The sequence below is a fragment of the Nonomuraea sp. ZG12 genome, assembly GCF_052068115.1.
Classification (GTDB): domain Bacteria; phylum Actinomycetota; class Actinomycetes; order Streptosporangiales; family Streptosporangiaceae; genus Nonomuraea.
On record NZ_JBQHCW010000001.1, the window covers coordinates 343,268 to 358,807 of the forward strand.

The window sequence follows — 15,540 nt, forward strand, 5'->3', positions numbered from 1 at the left end:
ATGACACGAAAAGTCTTGACCAAGCCCTCCCGCAGTTGGGAGCTCTGGCGGGTGGACCGGGCACCACCCGCATGTGTCTACTCGTGTCATGCCCAACACGCCTCCCGGCCTCGCCGGCTTCAACGCCCTCGGGCCGGACGACGCGGAGAAGGAGCTGCTCTCCTGCTGCGCCAGCCGTGCCTTCGCCACGGAGGTGGCCGCCCGCCGCCCGTTCCGGGACGCGGACGCGCTGGCCGACGCGGCCGGCGCGGCGGTGCGCGAGCTGACCTGGCCCCAGGTGCTGGAGGCGCTGGCGGCGCATCCGAGGATCGGGGAGCGGGCGCGCGGCGCCTCCCGGGAGTCGGCCTGGTCCGCGCGGGAGCAATCAGGCGTCGAGGAGGAGCTGCGCGCCGCCCTGGCGGAGGGGAACCGGGCCTACGAGCGCCGCTTCGGCCACGTCTACCTCGTCTGCGCCACCGGCCTGACCGGCGGCGAGATGCTCCGGCGGCTGCGCGAGAGACTGACCGCCGACGAGGAGAGCGAGCGGCGCACGGTCCGCGAGGAGCTGGCGAAGATCGCCCGGCTGCGCGTCGGCAAGCTGGTGGAGGAGGCCGGGTGAGCTTCTCCACGCATGTGCTGGACGCGGTCACGGGCCGGCCCGCCGCCGGGATGCGCGTACGGCTGGAGCACGAGGGCCGGGTGGTCGCCGAGGGGCGCACGGACGGCGACGGCCGGCTCAAGGGCTGGGAGCCGGTCGCGGGGGTGCACCGGGTCGTCTTCGACACCGGCGGCTACCTGCCGGACACCTTCTATCCCGAGGTCGTCATCACCTTCACCGTGACCGACCCCGGCGACCACTATCACGTGCCGCTGCTGCTCAGCCCGTACGCCTACTCCACCTACCGAGGGAGTTAGATGTCGATCGTTCTCGGACCCAACCGCTACGGCAAGGCGGAGACCAGGCTGGTGCGGGTCGTCAGGGACGGCGACCGCCACCACATCAAGGACGTCAACGTCAGCTCCAGCCTGTCCGGCGACATGGAGGCCGCGCACCTGACCGGCGACAACGCCGCCGTGCTGCCGACCGACACACAGAAGAACACCGTGTACGCCTTCGCCAAGAAGCACGGCGTGGACCAGATCGAGGACTTCGCGCTGCTGCTGGCCGGGCACTTCGTCGAGGAGCACCCGACCATCCGGCACGCCAGGGTGGAGATCGAGGAGTACGGCTGGGACCGCCGGGGCGACCACTCCTTCGTCCGCCACGGCGGTGAGGTGCGCACCTGCGTGGTCCACCACGACGCCGACGGCCGCGGCACCGTGGTGTCGGGGCTGACGGACCTGGTGGTGCTGAACTCGACCGGCTCGGAGTTCCACGGCTTCCTCGCCGACGAGTACACCACCCTCCAGCCCACCACCGACCGCGTCCTGGCCACCGCGGTGACCGCCCGCTGGCGGCACACGGGCGGCGGGCGGGACTACCGGGCCTCCTACGACGCCGTACGCGAATGCCTGCTCCAGGCGTTCGCCGACACGCACAGCCTGTCCCTCCAGCAGACCCTGTACGCCATGGGCGAGCGCGCGCTGACCACCCGCGCCGAGATCTGCGAGGTCAGGCTGGCGATGCCGAACAAGCACCACTTCCCCGTGGACCTGTCGCCCTTCGGGCTGGCCAACGAGAACGAGGTCTTCTTCGCCGCCGACCGGCCCTACGGCCTGATCGAGGGCAGTGTGCTGCGGGAGGACGCCCCTGATGCCGGATTCGCCTGGGAGTGAAGCGATGGACTTCTTGCGGCCCACGACATGGGCGGAGGCGCTGGCCGCCAAGGCGGACCAGCCGGAGGCGGTGCCCCTCCAGGGCGGCACCGACGTGATGGTGGAGATCAACTTCGCCGTGCGCCGCCCGGTGGCGCTGCTGGACCTCACCCGGGTGGCCGAGCTGGCGACCTGGTCGGTGCAGGACGGGCGTTACCGGGTGGGCGCGGCGGTGCCGTACAGCACGATCATCAGTGAGCTCGGCGGTCCGCTGCCGGGACTGGCGCAGGCGTCGCGGACGGTCGGCTCGCCGCAGATCCGCAACCGCGGATCCGTCGGCGGGAACCTCGGCGCGGCCTCGCCCGCCGGCGACAGCCACCCGCCCCTGCTCGCCGCCGACGCGGTGATCGAGGCAGAGTCGCTGGCCGGGGGCGTCCGGCTGATCCCGGCGGCGGAGTTCTACCTCGGCGTCAAGCGCAACGCGCTGCGCCCCGACGAGCTGATCAGGGCCTTCCACATCCGGGCGGCGGGCGGCCCGCAGTACTTCTCCAAGGTCGGCACCCGCAACGCGATGGTGATCGCGGTCTGCTCGTTCGCCGTCGCGCTGTGGCCTGGGGAGAGGCGGGTCGGCACTGGTCTCGGCTCGGCGGCGCCCACCCCGCGCAGGGCGCTGAAGGCGGAGGAACTCCTGGCCGGCGAGCTCGACTGGGACGCACCGCTCGACCCGGCGCTGCTGCGGCGCTTCGGCGAGCTGGCCGCGCTGGCCGCCTCGCCGATCGACGACGTGCGCGGCACCGCCGGCTACCGCAGGCACGCCATCGACGTGATGGCCCGCCGCACCCTCACCTGGGCGTGGCACGACCATCTGGGAAGGAGGGCCGCCTGATGCGCGTCACGTTCACCGTCAACGGCCGCGAGGAGACCGCCGAGGACGTGTGGGAGGGCGAGAGCCTGCTGTACGTCCTGCGTGAGCGGCTCGGTCTGCCCGGCTCCAAGAACGCCTGTGAGCAGGGCGAGTGCGGATCCTGCACGGTCTACCTGGACGGCGCGCCGGTCTGCGCCTGCCTGGTCGCCGCGGGACAGGCCGACGGCCGCCGGGTGCGGACCGTCGAAGGGCTGGCCGAGGGGGACCGGCTCGATCCGGTGCAGGAGGCGTTCGTGGAGTGCGGCGCGGTGCAGTGCGGCTTCTGCACCCCCGGCCTCATCGTGCAGGCCCACGACCTGCTCGAACGCGTCGCCCAGCCCTCGGACGCGGAGATCCGCGAGGCCCTCGCGGGCAACCTGTGCCGGTGCACCGGCTACGAGAAGATCCTCGACGCCGTGCGGCTGGCGGCCACGCGGAAGTCGGCGCCCAGGTGACCGGCACGCTGATCGAGAACGTCCACATCGCCCCTGTCACAGGGCCGGAGATCGCGTCCGGATACATCCGCGTCGAGGGGGACCGGATCGCCGAGCTCGGCCCCATGGCGCGGTCCCCCGAGGCGCCCGGGGCGACCCGGATCGACGCGACCGGCTGCCTGGCTACACCCGGCCTGGTCAACACCCACCACCACCTCTACCAGTGGGCGACCCAGGGGCTCGCCCAGGACGCCACCCTGTTCGAGTGGCTGGTCACCCTGTACGAGGTGTGGGCCGCCATGGACGCCGACGTCGTCAAGGGCGCCGCGTCGGCGGGCCTCGGCTATCTGGCGCTGTCGGGCTGCACCACCTCCAGCGACCACCACTACGTCTTCCCCAAGGGCCGGGGCGACCTGTTCGCCGCCGAGATCGAGGCCGCCCGCGAGCTGGGCATCCGCTTCCACCCCGCGCGCGGCTCGATGGATCGCGGTCAGTCGGCGGGCGGGCTGCCGCCGGACGTCGTCGTGGAGGAGCTCGACGAGATCCTCGCCGCCACGGCGGAGGCCGTCGACACCTACCACGACCCCTCCTTCTCCTCCATGCTGCGCGTCGCGGTCGCGCCCTGCTCGCCGTTCTCGGTGAGCGCGGAGCTGATGACCGAGGCCGCCAGGCTCGCCAGGGACAAGGGCGTACGCCTGCACACCCACCTGGCCGAGACCCTGGACGAGGAGGAGCACTGCCTGGAGCAGTTCGGCATGCGCCCGGTCGACTACATGGACAAGCTCGGCTGGCTCGGCCAGGACGTATGGTTCGCGCACGCGGTGCACCTGAGCGACGCCGACATCGCCAAGTTCGCCGCCACCGGCACCGGCTCGGCGCACTGCCCCTCCTCCAACGGGCGCCTGGGGGCCGGGATCGCCCGGGTGTCGGAGATGCTGCGGCGCGGCGCGAACGTCGGGCTCGGCGTCGACGGCAGCGCCTCCTCCGAGCTGACCACGATGGCGGGGGAGATGCGGCAGGCCCTGCTCTTCCAGCGCGCCAGGTACGGGCCGAAGGCGCTGTCGGCCAGGCAGGCGCTGGAGCTGGCCACGCTCGGCGGCGCACGCAACCTCGGCCGTCGGCACGAGCTCGGCTCGCTGGAGCCGGGCAAGCTGGCCGACCTCGCGCTGTGGCGGGTGGACGGCCCGTTCACGGCGGCCGTCGACGACCCCGTCTGCGCGCTGGTCTTCGGGCCGCAGCCGCCGCTGGCCCGGCTGCTGGTGGGCGGGCGGACAGTGGTGGAGGACGGCGAACTGCGCACCGTCGCGCACGACGCTGCGGGCCGGGCGGGCGCCGAGGCCCACCGCCGCCTGACGCGCCTGGCCGCCGACCGCTAGACCCCGCCGACCGCTGGACCCCGCTGACGACTGCTCAGACCCGCTTGCGCTCACGGTAGGAGCGCACCTTGGCGATGCTGCCGCAGCCGCGCCCGTACGGGCTGCCGGCGGTCATCGCGCACCACCGGCGGCCCCCGTTGCGGCTGTGGTCGTAGAAGACCCACTTGCAGTCCGGGCACGCCTTGAGCCGGGCCCACTGCCCCGCCCGGATCGCCTCGGCCGCCAGCGCCAGGATGTGCCCGATCGGGCCGGCGGTCTCCGGGCGCAGGGCCAGCGGGGGCGCGTCCGGGTCAGCGGGGATCTCCGCCCGGAGCGGATGGCGGCGCAGCCAGCCGTCGAGCTCCACGGGCCGCTCCAGGCCGAGCGAGCGCCGGAGCGCCTCCCGGAGCCTCACGAGCTCGCCCAGGTCGCCCGGGTCGCCCGGGTCGAGCGGGTCCGGCGGCACGCCGGGCAGCTCCGCCCGCCAGCGTGCGGGATCGGCGACCAGCTCCGGCAGCCGATCCTCCGGCACGCGCGTGTCGTTGGGCACCAGCCAGGTGTTGACGAACGCCCTGACCTGCTCCAGCCCGCCCGGGGCGGCTTTCTCGTCCACGTCACCACTGTACCGGTTAGCTGGTAACTGTTACCGTCTAAATTTATGACCGGTAAACAGTACGCGGTGGTACTGCGCTCGCCGGGAATCGGCGGGTGGTTCGCCGTCCTGATCTGCCAGCGCTTTCCCGTGGCCATGGCGCCCCTGGCCCTGGTGTTCCTGGGGCACGCGGTCACCGGCTCCTACGCCGTCGGCGCGCTGCTCGGCGGCGGCCACGCGCTGGCCGAGGCGGCCGCGGCGGGGCCGCTCGGCAGGCGCTTCGACGTCAGGCCCACTCCCCGGGAGACGGCGTCGGTGCTCGGTGTGGAGGCCGCCGCCTTCGCGGCGCTCGCCGCGTTCGCGCCCGTGCTGCCGGTCGCGGGCCTGTTCGCCCTGGCCGCCGTCGGCGGCGCGATCTCGTCGGGCGCACACGGCGGGCTGCGCGCCCTGCTCGTCCGGGTGGTGCCCGCAGAGCGGCGGGTCCCGGCCCTCAGCCTGGAGTCGACGGTCAGCACCACCGTGTGGGCGATCGCGCCGGCGCTGGTGGCCGTGCTCGCCGTGCTCGACGCCCGGCTGCCGGTGCTCGCCATGGCCCTGCTGGCGGGCGCGGGCGCGCTCGCCGGGCTGCGGCTGCGTGACCCGGGGCCGCCTCCCGTCACGGCGCGGGCCGGGCTCTGGCGGCTGGGCTGGCCCGCCATGGTCTACGACGGGGCGGTCATGTTCGGGTTCGGGGCGGTCACCCTGGCGCTGCCCGTGCTGCTGACCGGCTTCGGCGCCCGCGCCGACCTGGCGGGGCCGGTGCTGACGGGCTGCACGCTCGCCGGCATCGCCGGCGCCCTGGCCTACGGCGCCCGAGCCTGGAAGGGCACGCCGCTCGCCCACGCCATGCTGCTGGCGACCGGCATCGCCCTGGCGATCGGATCCGCCGCGCTCGTGCCCTCACTCGGCCCGGCCGTCGCCCTGCTCGCGCTGGCCGGACTCTGCCTGACCCCCGCGCTCACCGCCAGGGCCGTCGCCCTGCAGGACCGGCTGCCGCGCTCGCAGTGGGCGGCGGGCTTCTCCGGCATGTACGCGGCGGGCGGTCTCGGCTACGGCGCCGCCGGGCTCGCCGTGGCCTGGCTGCTGGAGCGGACGGGCGCACAGGCCGCGATCGGCCTGTGCGCGCTGGCCGGCGCCGTGCCGGCGCTGGGCTCGTCGGCCCTGGAGGTCAGGTCGACAGCTCGCGTTCCAGCGGAGTACGGAAGCGGGGGGTGACCTTGACCCCGCCGAGCCACGCGGCCAGCCCTGCCACCTCGGCCTCGATCACCGCCCTGGCGTCCGCGCCCACGTCCGTCAGCGGCCGCCAGACGATCTCACCGTCGGCGCGCTGGGCCCAGCCGCCCACCACCTCGCCGTTCCACCACACGGTCGGTCCCACGTTGCCGGTGCGGTCGAACAGCTCGGCCCGGTGCGCCCGCGGCAGATACCAGTCGCGGGCCTGCCAGCCCATCGGCGTCGGGTCGAGCGCGGGCAGCAGCGACGCCCACGGCTCCGGCTCGCCGTCCAGGTCGTCCAGGTCGTCCGGCAGGACGAGGCCGGTGCCCTCCGCCAGCTCGACCTCGACCGCGCCGGTGGCGGCCAGCGCCTGGCGCACCTGGCCCAGCGTCCAGCCGGTCCACCACTGGAGATCGGCCTCCGTGCCCGGCCCGAACGCCGTCAGCCACCGCCGCACCAGCTCCGCACTTGCCTCGTCCGCCGCCGGCTCGGCCATCACGGGGCTGACCCCCCACCGGTGCAGGCCGCTGATCCACGTGCCGGCCGGGCGGCCCCGCCGCACCAGTCTGCCCTCCATGGCCATCACGTTCAGCAGGCGGCCGGCCACGCTCTGCGTCGCCTCGTAGGGCTTGCCCACCGCCACCTTGTACTGCTCGCGCAGGCGCGGCTCCAGCCCGCCCAGCTCGTTCGCCGTCGCCTCGCCCACCTCGGCCAGCGCGCGCAGCACCGAGGCGGCCACGTCGTCCAGCCAGGCCTCGTCCCTGCCGTTCCCGGCCAGCAGCTTCACCAGCGATCTGCGTTCGCGCACCGCGATCGCCCGGGTCGAGGACTGCTGCACGACGGGCACCAGGTCCGCCGGGACCACGAACATCGTGCGCCGCATGCCGGTCATCCGGGTCAGCGTGCGCTCCTCGTACAGCGCCCGCTCGACCGGCTCGGGGCCGGGCGCGGTCAGCCGCGCGCCCGCCGACAGGAACACGGTGGCGGGGTCGGTGGCGTGCAACGCCACGACCGCCCGCGCCGCCTCCTCGACGCTCGCGGCCTTGCGCGCCAGCCGGTGTCGCACGCCCAGCCGGGCGCGCCGCTGCGCGGTGGAGATGCGCACGAGAACCCCTCCTCACGATCCCGTACGGCTCTGGTACGGCTTGGGTACGGCTCGGGTACGGCGAAGCCTAGACGAGGTGGGCCGTGGGCGGTTCGGGGCGATCACGGCGGAGGTGTGATGATGGGGCATGGCCGGCCCCGGTCCCGTGTCGTCTCGTGTGGGAGTGCGCAGTGGTTGAGCATGTTCTTGTCGCCCCGGACAAGTTCAAGGGTTCGCTGACGGCCGCCGAGGTGGCCGCCGTCGTGGCCGCGGCCCTTGAGGCGGGCCCGGGCGTCGCGGCGGTCGAGCTGCCCGTCGCCGACGGCGGTGACGGCACCGTCGACGCGGCCGTGGCCTGCGGTTTCACCCGCGTCACCATCAGCGTCACCGGCCCGACGGGTGAGCCGGTCGACGCGTCCTACGCCAGGCGCGGCGACACCGCCGTGGTCGAGCTCGCCGAGGCGTCCGGCCTGCGCCGCCTGCCCGGCGGCCCCGAGCCGCTGACCGCCACCAGCCACGGCACCGGCGAGCTCGTCGCCGACGCCGTCAAGCAGGGCGCCACCCGTGTCGTGCTCGGCCTGGGCGGCAGCGCCTGCACCGACGGGGGAGCGGGCCTGGTGCGGGCACTCGGCGCCCGCCTCCTCGACGCCGCCGGCGACGACCTGCCGCCCGGCGGGGCCGCGCTGCGCGACCTGGAGCGGATCGACGTCTCCGGCCTCCTCGACCTGTCCGCCGTCGAGATCGTCGTCGCCTCCGACGTCGACAACCCCCTGCTGGGCCCGCACGGCGCGGCGGCCGTCTACGGCCCGCAGAAGGGCGCCACGCCGGACCAGGTCCGCGTGCTCGAAGCCGCGCTGTCCCGCCTCGCCGCCGTCGCCACCCGTACGCACGGCCTGGTCGGCGCCGTCGAGCACGACGACAGGCCGCGCCCCATGGGCGTCGCCGGCGCCCCGGGCGCCGGCGCGGCGGGCGGCGTCGGCTTCGCCGCGCTGGCGTTCCTGCACGCCGACGTCCAGCCCGGCATCGACTACCTGCTCGACCTGCTCGGCTTCAACGACCTCGTCAAAGGCGCCCGGCTGGTGATCACCGGCGAGGGCTCGCTCGACGAGCAGTCCCTGCGCGGCAAGGCGCCCGTCGGCGTCGCCCAGGCCGCCGCCAAGGCGGGCGTCCCCGTGGTGGCGGTCTGCGGGCGCCGCACGCTCAGCGACGCCGACCTCCAGGCCGCGGGCATCACGGCCGCCTACGCGCTCACCGACCTGGAGCCCGACCCCGAGCGCTGCATGGCCGAGGCCGCCGCGCTCCTGCGCGAGGTGACGGCCCGCCTGGCCGCCGACCACCTCGCATGACCGGCACCCGCGCCCCTTCAGCCGGCCCCCGCGCGGGCGACGGCGCCCCCGTGAGCGGATACGACCTGGTCGTCAGGTCACGCAGGACCGTGACGGCCGACGGGGAGCGGGCGCTGGCCGTCGCCGTACACGACGGCCGGATCGCGGCGCTGCACCCCTACGACGCGCCGCCGCCGGCGGCGGAGGAGATCGACCTGCGGGACCTGGCGCTGCTGCCCGGCCTGGTCGACACGCACGTGCACGTCAACGAGCCGGGCCGGACCCACTGGGAGGGGTTCGCCTCCGCCACCAGGGCCGCCGCCGCCGGAGGCGTCACCACCATCGTCGACATGCCGCTCAACTCGCTGCCGCCGACCGTCAGCGTCGAGGCGCTGGAGGCCAAGGTGCGCGCCGCCGAGGGGCAGTGCCACGTGGACGTCGGGTTCTGGGGCGGGGCCGTGCCGGCGAACGTCAAGGAGCTCAGGGCGCTGCACGACCGGGGCGTCTACGGGTTCAAGTGCTTCCTGTCGCCGTCCGGGGTGGAGGAGTTCCCGTCGCTCACGCCGTCGCGGATGCGGGAGGCGATGGCGGAGATCGCCGGATTCGACGGCCTCCTGGTCGTGCACGCCGAGGATCCCGCGCTGCTGACCGACTGCGCGGGCCCGTCGTACCGGCAGTTCCTGGAGTCGCGGCCGGGAGCGGCCGAGCGGAGCGCGATCGAGCAGGTCGTCGAGGCGGCGCGGGAGACCGGCGCGCGGGCGCACATCCTGCACGTCTCCAGCGCCGAGGGTCTGGACGTGCTGGCGCGGGCCCAGGCGGACGGGGTGCGGATCACCGCCGAGACCTGCCCGCACTACCTGACGCTCGACGCCGAGCAGATCCCCGAGGGCGACACGGCCTACAAGTGCTGCCCGCCCATCCGCTCGGCCGCCAATCGCGACCTGCTCTGGGAAGGGCTCGCCGGGGGAGTGCTGAGCTGCGTCGTCTCCGACCACTCGCCCGCCACCCCCGACCTCAAGGTGCCCGACTTCGCCGCCGCCTGGGGCGGCGTCGCCTCCCTCCAGCTCGGCCTGCGGGCGGTCTGGACCGAGGCGTCCCGCAGAGGGCACGGGCTCGGCGCGCTGGTCCGCTGGATGTCGGCCAACCCCGCCGCACTGGCCGGGCTGGTGGGCAAGGGCGGGATCGAGCCCGGCAAGGACGCCGACCTCGTCGCCTTCGACCCGGCCGTCACCGAGCCGGTGGACGCCCGGCGGCTGCACCACAAGAACCCGGTCACGCCCTACCACGGCCGTCACCTCAAGGGCGCCGTCCTGACCACCTGGCTCCGGGGCAGGCCGGTCGACGGCACACCGTACGGAAAACTGCGGTTCGGAGATTAGATGCACCCCTTCACCCGCCTGCCCGACCTCGCGCTCCGCAGCCACGGCGGCGCGGTCGTCGCCGCCAGCGACGAGTCCTTCGCCGACAAGGAGTGCCTGATCCGGCCGGAACGTCCCGTCTTCCGGGCGGAGACGTTCGGCAGCAAGGGGCAGGTGTACGACGGCTGGGAGACCCGCCGCCGCCGCGAGCCCGGCCACGACTGGGCGCTGGTGCGACTCGGCATCCCAGGAGTGATCCGCGGGGTGGTGATCGACACCGCCTGGTTCAAGGGCAACTATCCGCCGTACGCCTCCGTCGAGGCGGCTGAGGTGACCGGACATCCGTCACCGGCCGAGCTGGCCGAGGCCGCCTGGGAGGAGATCGTGCCCAGGAGCGCGCTCAACGGCGACGCCGAGCACCACTTCGAGGTCGCCGCCGGCGGCCGCCACACCCATGTGCGGCTGAACACGTTCCCCGACGGCGGCATCGCCCGCCTGCGGGTGCACGGCGAGGCGCGGCCCGACCTGCCCGTCTACGACGGGCTCGGCCTCGACCTGGCGGCCCTGGCCAACGGCGGCCTGGTGACCGCCTGCTCCGACGAGTTCTACTCCTCGCCCAACCACGTCCTGGCCCCCGGCCTGGCCCGCCACCAGGGCGAAGGCTGGGAGACCGCGCGCCGCCGCGGCGCGGGCAACGACTGGCTGGTCATCCGCCTCGCCGGGCGCGGCCTCATCCGCCTGGCCGAGATCGACACCACCAACCTGCTGCACAACGCCCCCGGCTGGGTGTCGCTCACCGGGCTCGACGGCGGCCGCGAGACGGAGCTGCTGCCGAAGACCAGGCTCCAGCCCGACACCCCGCACCGCTTCCGGCTCCGGCACGCCGAGCCGGTCGGCCAGGTGCGCGTCGACATCTACCCCGACGGCGGCCTGGCCAGGGTGCGCCTGCACGGCGTGCTGGCCTGAGCGCGCGTCCCTGAATCAGGTGTCCCGGAGGGGCGGGCGTCACTGAGCCAGGTGTCCCGGAGGGGCGGGCGTCACTGCCAGAGGTGGACCTCCGAGCCGGGCGGCCGCTCGCTGCTGGGCGCCGGACGCTGGAAGCGCACCACGCCGCTGTTGCCCAGGTTGCGCACCCGCACCCGGAAGCCCTGCGCCTCCAGCTCGGCCTTGGCGTCGCTGATGCTCTTGCCCATCACCTGCGGCACGATCCGCGAGTCACGGTCGCCGTCATCGTCGTCGCCTTCGCCTTCGCCGTTGTCGCGGCCCCACCACTGCCAGAAGTCCTGCTGGCAGCGGGCCACCGTGATCATGGCCGGCGCGCCCTTGTCGACCTCCGACTTGGCCTTGGGCGACTGCGCGATGACGGTGCACGGCTCGGCGTCGTCGTCGACCTCGGCGACCTGCACCGCGAAGCCCTGCTGGCCCAGGAAGGCGGCGGCCTCGTCCTTCGGCATGCCGCTGACGTCCGGCATCACCATGCCCGCGCTCACGTAGATGTCGACCTTGGCGCCTTCCTTGACCTTGTCGCCCACCTGGGGCGAGGTCCGGATCACGGTGTTACGCGCGATCTCGAGGTTCTGCATGCGCCTGACCTTGCCCACGGTGAGGCCCTCGGTGGCGATCGCGCTGCGGGCGTCCTGCTCGGACATGCCCTGGACCTTGGGCACCAGCACGCGCTTCGGCCCCAGCGAGGGGACCAGCGTGATGGTCTGCCCGCTCTCGACCTCCGTCTTGGGCGCCGGATCCATCTCCAGCACCAGCCCCTCGGCCACCTTCTCGCTGTGCTTGCCCGCGACCTTGACGATCGTGAAGCCGAGCCTTCTGGCGTTCTGCTCGGCCACCGTGATGTTCTTGCCGACCAGGTCGGGCACGGTGGCGTAGCTCTTCTGGGAGAAATAGAGCCCGGTCGCCGCGACCGCGACCACCATGACGGCGGCGAGCACCACCAGGAACCAGTTGACCCTGAACCGATCGCGGCGCGGCGGTGGCGGCGGTGGCGCGCTCTCGACCCGCGGCTGGATCAGTGTGTGCGCGGGCGCGGCGCGCGGCGGCATCGTGTGCGGCCGGGAGTGCTGCGGCGAGCGTGCCGCCGGCGGCTCCGTCTGCCGGGGCAGCAGCCGGTGCGCCTCCACGGCGGCCACCAGCATCGCGGTCGCGTCCGCCGGGCGGTCCTGCGGGTCGCGGGCCGTGGCGTGGGCCACCAGCGTGTCGATCAGCCGCGGCACGTCGTGCACCACCGACGACGGCGCCGCCACGGTGTCGTGCACATGCCGGTAGGCCACCGACATGGGTGTCTCGCCGTCGTAGGGCTGCTCGCCCGTCACCAGCTCGAACAGCATGATGCCCGCGGCGTAGACGTCGCTGCGCACGTCGGCGCCGCCGGTCGTCACCTGCTCGGGCGACATGTAGCCGATCGTGCCGATCATCACGCCGGTGCGGGTCTGGTTGGTCGCCTCGATGGCCCTGGCCAGGCCGAAGTCCACGACCTTGACCCGGCCGTCGTCGGTCATCAGCACGTTCTCCGGCTTGACGTCACGATGGACGAGCCCGGCCTGGTGGGCCGCGCCGAGCGCCGCGAGCACCGGGATCATGATCTCCAGTGCCTCGCGGGCCGGCACCCTGCCGCGCTCGCGCAGGATGTCGCGCAGCGTCTTGCCGGGTACGTACTCCATCGACAGATAGACGATGTCGTTGTCGGTGCCCTGGTCGAAGACGTGCACCACGTTGGGATGGGAGAGACTGGCCACCGACTTGGCCTCGCCGATGAACCTGCGCACGAACGCCGGGTCCTCGGCGAGCGAGCGATGCATGACCTTCAGCGCGACGGTCCGGTCCAGCCGGATGTCCAGCGCGAGGTAGACGGTCGCCATACCGCCCCGGGCGATCAGGGACTCGATGCGGTAGCGCCCATCGAGCAGCCGGCCGACCAGAGGGTCCGCTGTCGTCGTGTCCACCCCGCCGAGTTTACGGGCGTTTCGCCCCCGGGAGGGCCTGAGCATCCGAAACCGATGCGGACCCGTGCCCGTTCAAGGGTTTCCCGGCGAGTCCGCGATGACCTGACGGCCGACGGTGGTTCGCCGGCCTCAGGGCGTCATCGGTGACGACGCCTCAGCGTAGCGCCGGCGCGGGATGCGGCCCGCCTGCCACGCCTGCCGACCGGCCAGCACCGCGCCCTTCATCGCCGTCGCCATCAGATCCGGCCGCTGCGCCCGGGTCACCGCCGTCGCCAGGAGCACGGCGTCGCAGCCCAGCTCCATCGCCAGGGCGGCGTCGCTGGCCGTGCCGATGCCCGCGTCGAGGATCACCGGCACCCCGGCCGCCTCCACGATGAGCTCGATGCTGTGCGGGTTGCGGATGCCGAGCCCGGAGCCGATCGGCGAGCCGAGCGGCATCACCGCCGCGCAGCCGGCCTGCTCCAGGCGGCGGGCGAGCGCCGGGTCGTCGCCGATGTACGGCAGCACCACGAAACCGTCGGCCACCAGCCGCTCGGCCGCGTCGAACGTCTCGATCGGGTCCGGCAGCAGGGTCCGCTCGTCGGCGATGACCTCCAGCTTGACCCAGTCGGTGCCGAGCGCCTCCCTGGCCAGCCGCGCCGTCAGCACGGCGTCGCCGGCGGTGAAGCAGCCCGCCGTGTTGGGCAGCACCCGGATGCCGCGCTCGCGGAGCACGTCCAGGACCGAGCCGCGGGCACCGGGGTCGAGCCGTCGCATCGCCACCGTGGTCAGCTCCGTGCCGGACGCCGCCAGCGCGGCGTCGAGCACCTCCAGCGAGGGCGCGCCGCCCGTGCCCATGATGAGCCGGGAGGAGAACTTCTCCCCGGCGATGATCAGATCATCCACCTTGCACCGCCGTCAGCACCTCCACGAGGTCGCCCTCGCGCAGCGCCGTGGTCTCCCACGAGCCGCGCGTGACCACCTCACCGTTCACGGCCACCGCCACGCCGGTGGTGGCCCCGCCTGACCGTCCGGTCAGATTCTGTACGGCCTGCGCCACGGTCATGCTGTCAGGCACCTCGTGCGCGGTCCCGTTGACCATCAGTTTCATGACATATCCCGGAATCTAGCGGGTGAGCACAATGTCGCGAGATCGCCGCCCTCGCCCTGGACGATCGCGGCCGTGACGGGGGTCAGCAGCACCCCACTGCGGAAGTGACCGGTGGCCAGCGTGAGGCCCGGCGTGCCGCTCGGCCCGACGATCGGCAGATTGTCCGGCGTCCCCGGGCGCAGGCCCGCCACCACGTCGGCGACCTCCAGCTCGGTGACGCCCGGCACCAGCTCCCTGGCGTCCCGCAGCAGCTCGTACAGGCCGCCCGCGGTCACCCTGGTGTCGAAGCCCAGCTCTTCCTGCGTGCCGCCGACGACCAGCTCGCCGTCACCGCGCGGCACCAGATAGACCGGCGTCCCGTGCACCATGCCGCGCACGCACCGGCCGAGCAGCGGCCGCTCCGAACGCAGCCGCATGATCTGCCCCTTGACCGGGCGTACCGGCACGTTCGCCAGCTCGCCGCTCCACGCCCCGGCCGCCAGCACCACCCGTTCGGCCAGGATCTCCCCGGGGCTCGCCGGGGGCGCCAGCCGTACACCCGTGACCCGGTCGCCGTCGCGCAGCAGCTCGCTGACGCGCGCCGGCACCAGCGGCACGCCGCGCCGCTCCAGGGCGGCGAGCAGCGCCGCGGTGACGCGGCGCGGGTTCACCCAGGCGTCGGTCCCGGCCAGCAGCCCGCCGCGCACGGAGGGCGCCAGCATCGGCTCCAGCCGGCGGCACTCCCGGCCCGTCAGCCGCTCGACCGGCAGGCCCAGCTTCTCCATGAACGCGGCCAGCTCGCCCAGCGCGGCCAGGTCGTCGGCCCCGAACGCCACGTCGAGCGTCCCGTCGGCCCGCAGGTCGAGCCCGGCCCTGGCGGCGGCGGAGATCCCCCCGCCGAAGCCTCCGCCCGAGCCGGACACCCCGTCCGCACCGCCCGCCGCGCCGAGCTCGCCATCGGAGCCAGGGGCGTCGTCCGGGATGAGCCTGTGACGAGAGCCGGAGGCGTCGTCCGGGACGGGCCCGTCGCCGGGGGCGGGGGCGTGGTTCGGGAGGGGCGCGCGGCGGGAGCCGGGGGTGTCGTTCGTCAGGCCCGCGTCGGCGGCGAGTTCGGCGGCGAAGGCGGGCCAGCGGCTCAGGGAGGCGAGGCCGAGCCGGAGCAGCGGCTCCTCGGTGTAGGTGACCTCGCTGACCGGCGCCAGCATGCCCGCCGCGGCGTGCGAGGCGCCCGAGGCCGGGGCCGGATCCACCACGGTGACCGGCCGGCCCTCGCGAGCCAGCCGCCAGGCGATGGACAGCCCGACGATGCCCGCTCCGACGACCACGTCCATGGTCCGCTCCCTTCGCCGGCATGATCCGGATCAGGTGTCTTGCGGTCGAAGGCCCGGTAAAGCCTTCCTCTCAGCCCGGTATCGGCCGGACTCCCGCGCGTCTTACGTCCCCTACCTTACGGCCTCGACGCGACGATCCGGCACGC

General features: G+C 74.1%; 16 protein-coding genes and 1 riboswitch. Of the genes, 10 read left to right on the plus strand and 6 right to left on the minus strand.

The genetic code is table 11. The features are described from left to right. Positions 1-88: 88 nt before the first annotated feature. Genes uraD through ACTMTF_RS01575 form a run of 6 tightly spaced genes read left to right on the plus strand, consistent with a single transcriptional unit; the run spans position 89 to position 4,448 of the window. A complete protein-coding gene (uraD, locus tag ACTMTF_RS01550; protein WP_441108873.1) occupies positions 89-598 on the plus strand; it encodes a 2-oxo-4-hydroxy-4-carboxy-5-ureidoimidazoline decarboxylase in 510 nt (169 codons plus the stop codon). Continuing rightward, positions 595-894 (plus strand): hydroxyisourate hydrolase, encoded by a 300-nt coding sequence (uraH, locus tag ACTMTF_RS01555; protein ID WP_441108874.1) that lies wholly within the window; start codon positions 595-597, stop codon positions 892-894. The genes uraD and uraH overlap by 4 nt, the downstream gene beginning before the upstream one ends. Next, positions 895-1,755: a factor-independent urate hydroxylase gene (pucL, locus tag ACTMTF_RS01560; protein WP_441108875.1), complete on the plus strand. Its 861-nt coding sequence runs from the start codon at positions 895-897 to the stop codon at positions 1,753-1,755. It abuts the gene before it with no gap. A 4-nt stretch (positions 1,756-1,759) separates the two neighbouring features. After that, entirely contained in the window at positions 1,760-2,620 is an 861-nt protein-coding gene (locus tag ACTMTF_RS01565; RefSeq protein WP_441108876.1) for an FAD binding domain-containing protein, read from the plus strand. After that, positions 2,620-3,093: a (2Fe-2S)-binding protein gene (locus tag ACTMTF_RS01570; protein ID WP_441108877.1), complete on the plus strand. Its 474-nt coding sequence runs from the start codon at positions 2,620-2,622 to the stop codon at positions 3,091-3,093. The genes ACTMTF_RS01565 and ACTMTF_RS01570 overlap by 1 nt, the downstream gene beginning before the upstream one ends. Beyond that, positions 3,090-4,448, plus strand: coding sequence for an 8-oxoguanine deaminase (locus tag ACTMTF_RS01575; protein ID WP_441108878.1), 1,359 nt, complete (start codon positions 3,090-3,092; stop codon positions 4,446-4,448). The genes ACTMTF_RS01570 and ACTMTF_RS01575 overlap by 4 nt, the downstream gene beginning before the upstream one ends. Positions 4,449-4,482: 34 nt before the next feature. Here the strand turns inward: ACTMTF_RS01575 and ACTMTF_RS01580 are convergent, their stop codons facing one another. Continuing rightward, positions 4,483-5,040 carry a CGNR zinc finger domain-containing protein gene (locus tag ACTMTF_RS01580; RefSeq protein ID WP_441108879.1) on the minus strand — a complete coding sequence of 186 codons (558 nt, stop codon included), beginning with the start codon at positions 5,038-5,040 and terminating at the stop codon, positions 4,483-4,485. Positions 5,041-5,085: 45 nt separating this feature from the next. Between ACTMTF_RS01580 and ACTMTF_RS01585 the strand changes: the two genes are divergently transcribed. Continuing rightward, on the plus strand, positions 5,086-6,273 hold the full coding sequence (locus ACTMTF_RS01585) for a hypothetical protein (RefSeq protein WP_441108880.1): 1,188 nt from the start codon (positions 5,086-5,088) through the stop codon (positions 6,271-6,273). On the opposite strand, the gene ACTMTF_RS01590 is transcribed toward ACTMTF_RS01585, so the two are convergent. Then, positions 6,227-7,378, minus strand: a complete 1,152-nt coding sequence (locus tag ACTMTF_RS01590) for a winged helix DNA-binding domain-containing protein (protein WP_441108881.1) — start codon at positions 7,376-7,378, stop codon at positions 6,227-6,229. The two genes, ACTMTF_RS01585 and ACTMTF_RS01590, sit on opposite strands and share 47 nt — an antisense overlap. 170 nt (positions 7,379-7,548) lie before the next feature. Here ACTMTF_RS01590 and ACTMTF_RS01595 point away from each other — a divergent pair, with 170 nt between their 5' ends. Genes ACTMTF_RS01595 through alc form a run of 3 tightly spaced genes read left to right on the plus strand, consistent with a single transcriptional unit; the run spans position 7,549 to position 11,006 of the window. Then, on the plus strand, positions 7,549-8,703 hold the full coding sequence (locus tag ACTMTF_RS01595) for a glycerate kinase (RefSeq protein ID WP_441108882.1): 1,155 nt from the start codon (positions 7,549-7,551) through the stop codon (positions 8,701-8,703). A gap of 50 nt (positions 8,704-8,753) precedes the next feature. Next, positions 8,754-10,061, plus strand: a complete 1,308-nt coding sequence (gene allB / locus ACTMTF_RS01600) for an allantoinase AllB (protein WP_441108883.1) — start codon at positions 8,754-8,756, stop codon at positions 10,059-10,061. Further along, entirely contained in the window at positions 10,062-11,006 is a 945-nt protein-coding gene (gene alc, locus ACTMTF_RS01605; protein ID WP_441108884.1) for an allantoicase, read from the plus strand. A gap of 71 nt (positions 11,007-11,077) precedes the next feature. On the opposite strand, the gene pknB is transcribed toward alc, so the two are convergent. From pknB to ACTMTF_RS01625, 4 genes are all read right to left on the minus strand, one after another. Continuing rightward, positions 11,078-12,994 carry a Stk1 family PASTA domain-containing Ser/Thr kinase gene (pknB, locus tag ACTMTF_RS01610; protein ID WP_441108885.1) on the minus strand — a complete coding sequence of 639 codons (1,917 nt, stop codon included), beginning with the start codon at positions 12,992-12,994 and terminating at the stop codon, positions 11,078-11,080. 129 nt (positions 12,995-13,123) lie between these two features. Further along, on the minus strand, positions 13,124-13,879 hold the full coding sequence (locus tag ACTMTF_RS01615) for a thiazole synthase (protein WP_397001029.1): 756 nt from the start codon (positions 13,877-13,879) through the stop codon (positions 13,124-13,126). Continuing rightward, entirely contained in the window at positions 13,872-14,084 is a 213-nt protein-coding gene (thiS, locus tag ACTMTF_RS01620; RefSeq protein WP_441108886.1) for a sulfur carrier protein ThiS, read from the minus strand. The genes ACTMTF_RS01615 and thiS overlap by 8 nt, the downstream gene beginning before the upstream one ends. Continuing rightward, entirely contained in the window at positions 14,081-15,394 is a 1,314-nt protein-coding gene (locus ACTMTF_RS01625) for an FAD-dependent oxidoreductase (RefSeq protein ID WP_441108887.1), read from the minus strand. Before ACTMTF_RS01625 ends, thiS begins: the two co-directional genes overlap by 4 nt. After that, a riboswitch (TPP riboswitch) is annotated at positions 15,385-15,501 on the minus strand. (Overlaps the previous gene by 10 nt.) Positions 15,502-15,540 lie beyond the last annotated feature (39 nt).

Excerpts from the sequence above, each read along its gene's own strand:
- uraD (WP_441108873.1), top strand. The coding sequence starts at position 89 with ATGCCCAACACGCCTCCCGGCCTCGCCGGCTTCAACGCCCTCGGGCCG.
- pucL (WP_441108875.1), top strand. The coding sequence starts at position 895 with ATGTCGATCGTTCTCGGACCCAACCGCTACGGCAAGGCGGAGACCAGG.
- ACTMTF_RS01565 (WP_441108876.1), top strand. The coding sequence starts at position 1,760 with ATGGACTTCTTGCGGCCCACGACATGGGCGGAGGCGCTGGCCGCCAAG.
- ACTMTF_RS01570 (WP_441108877.1), top strand. The coding sequence starts at position 2,620 with ATGCGCGTCACGTTCACCGTCAACGGCCGCGAGGAGACCGCCGAGGAC.
- ACTMTF_RS01585 (WP_441108880.1), top strand. The coding sequence starts at position 5,086 with ATGACCGGTAAACAGTACGCGGTGGTACTGCGCTCGCCGGGAATCGGC.
- alc (WP_441108884.1), top strand. The coding sequence starts at position 10,062 with ATGCACCCCTTCACCCGCCTGCCCGACCTCGCGCTCCGCAGCCACGGC.
- thiS (WP_441108886.1), bottom strand. The coding sequence starts at position 14,084 with ATGAAACTGATGGTCAACGGGACCGCGCACGAGGTGCCTGACAGCATG.
- ACTMTF_RS01625 (WP_441108887.1), bottom strand. The coding sequence starts at position 15,394 with ATGGACGTGGTCGTCGGAGCGGGCATCGTCGGGCTGTCCATCGCCTGG.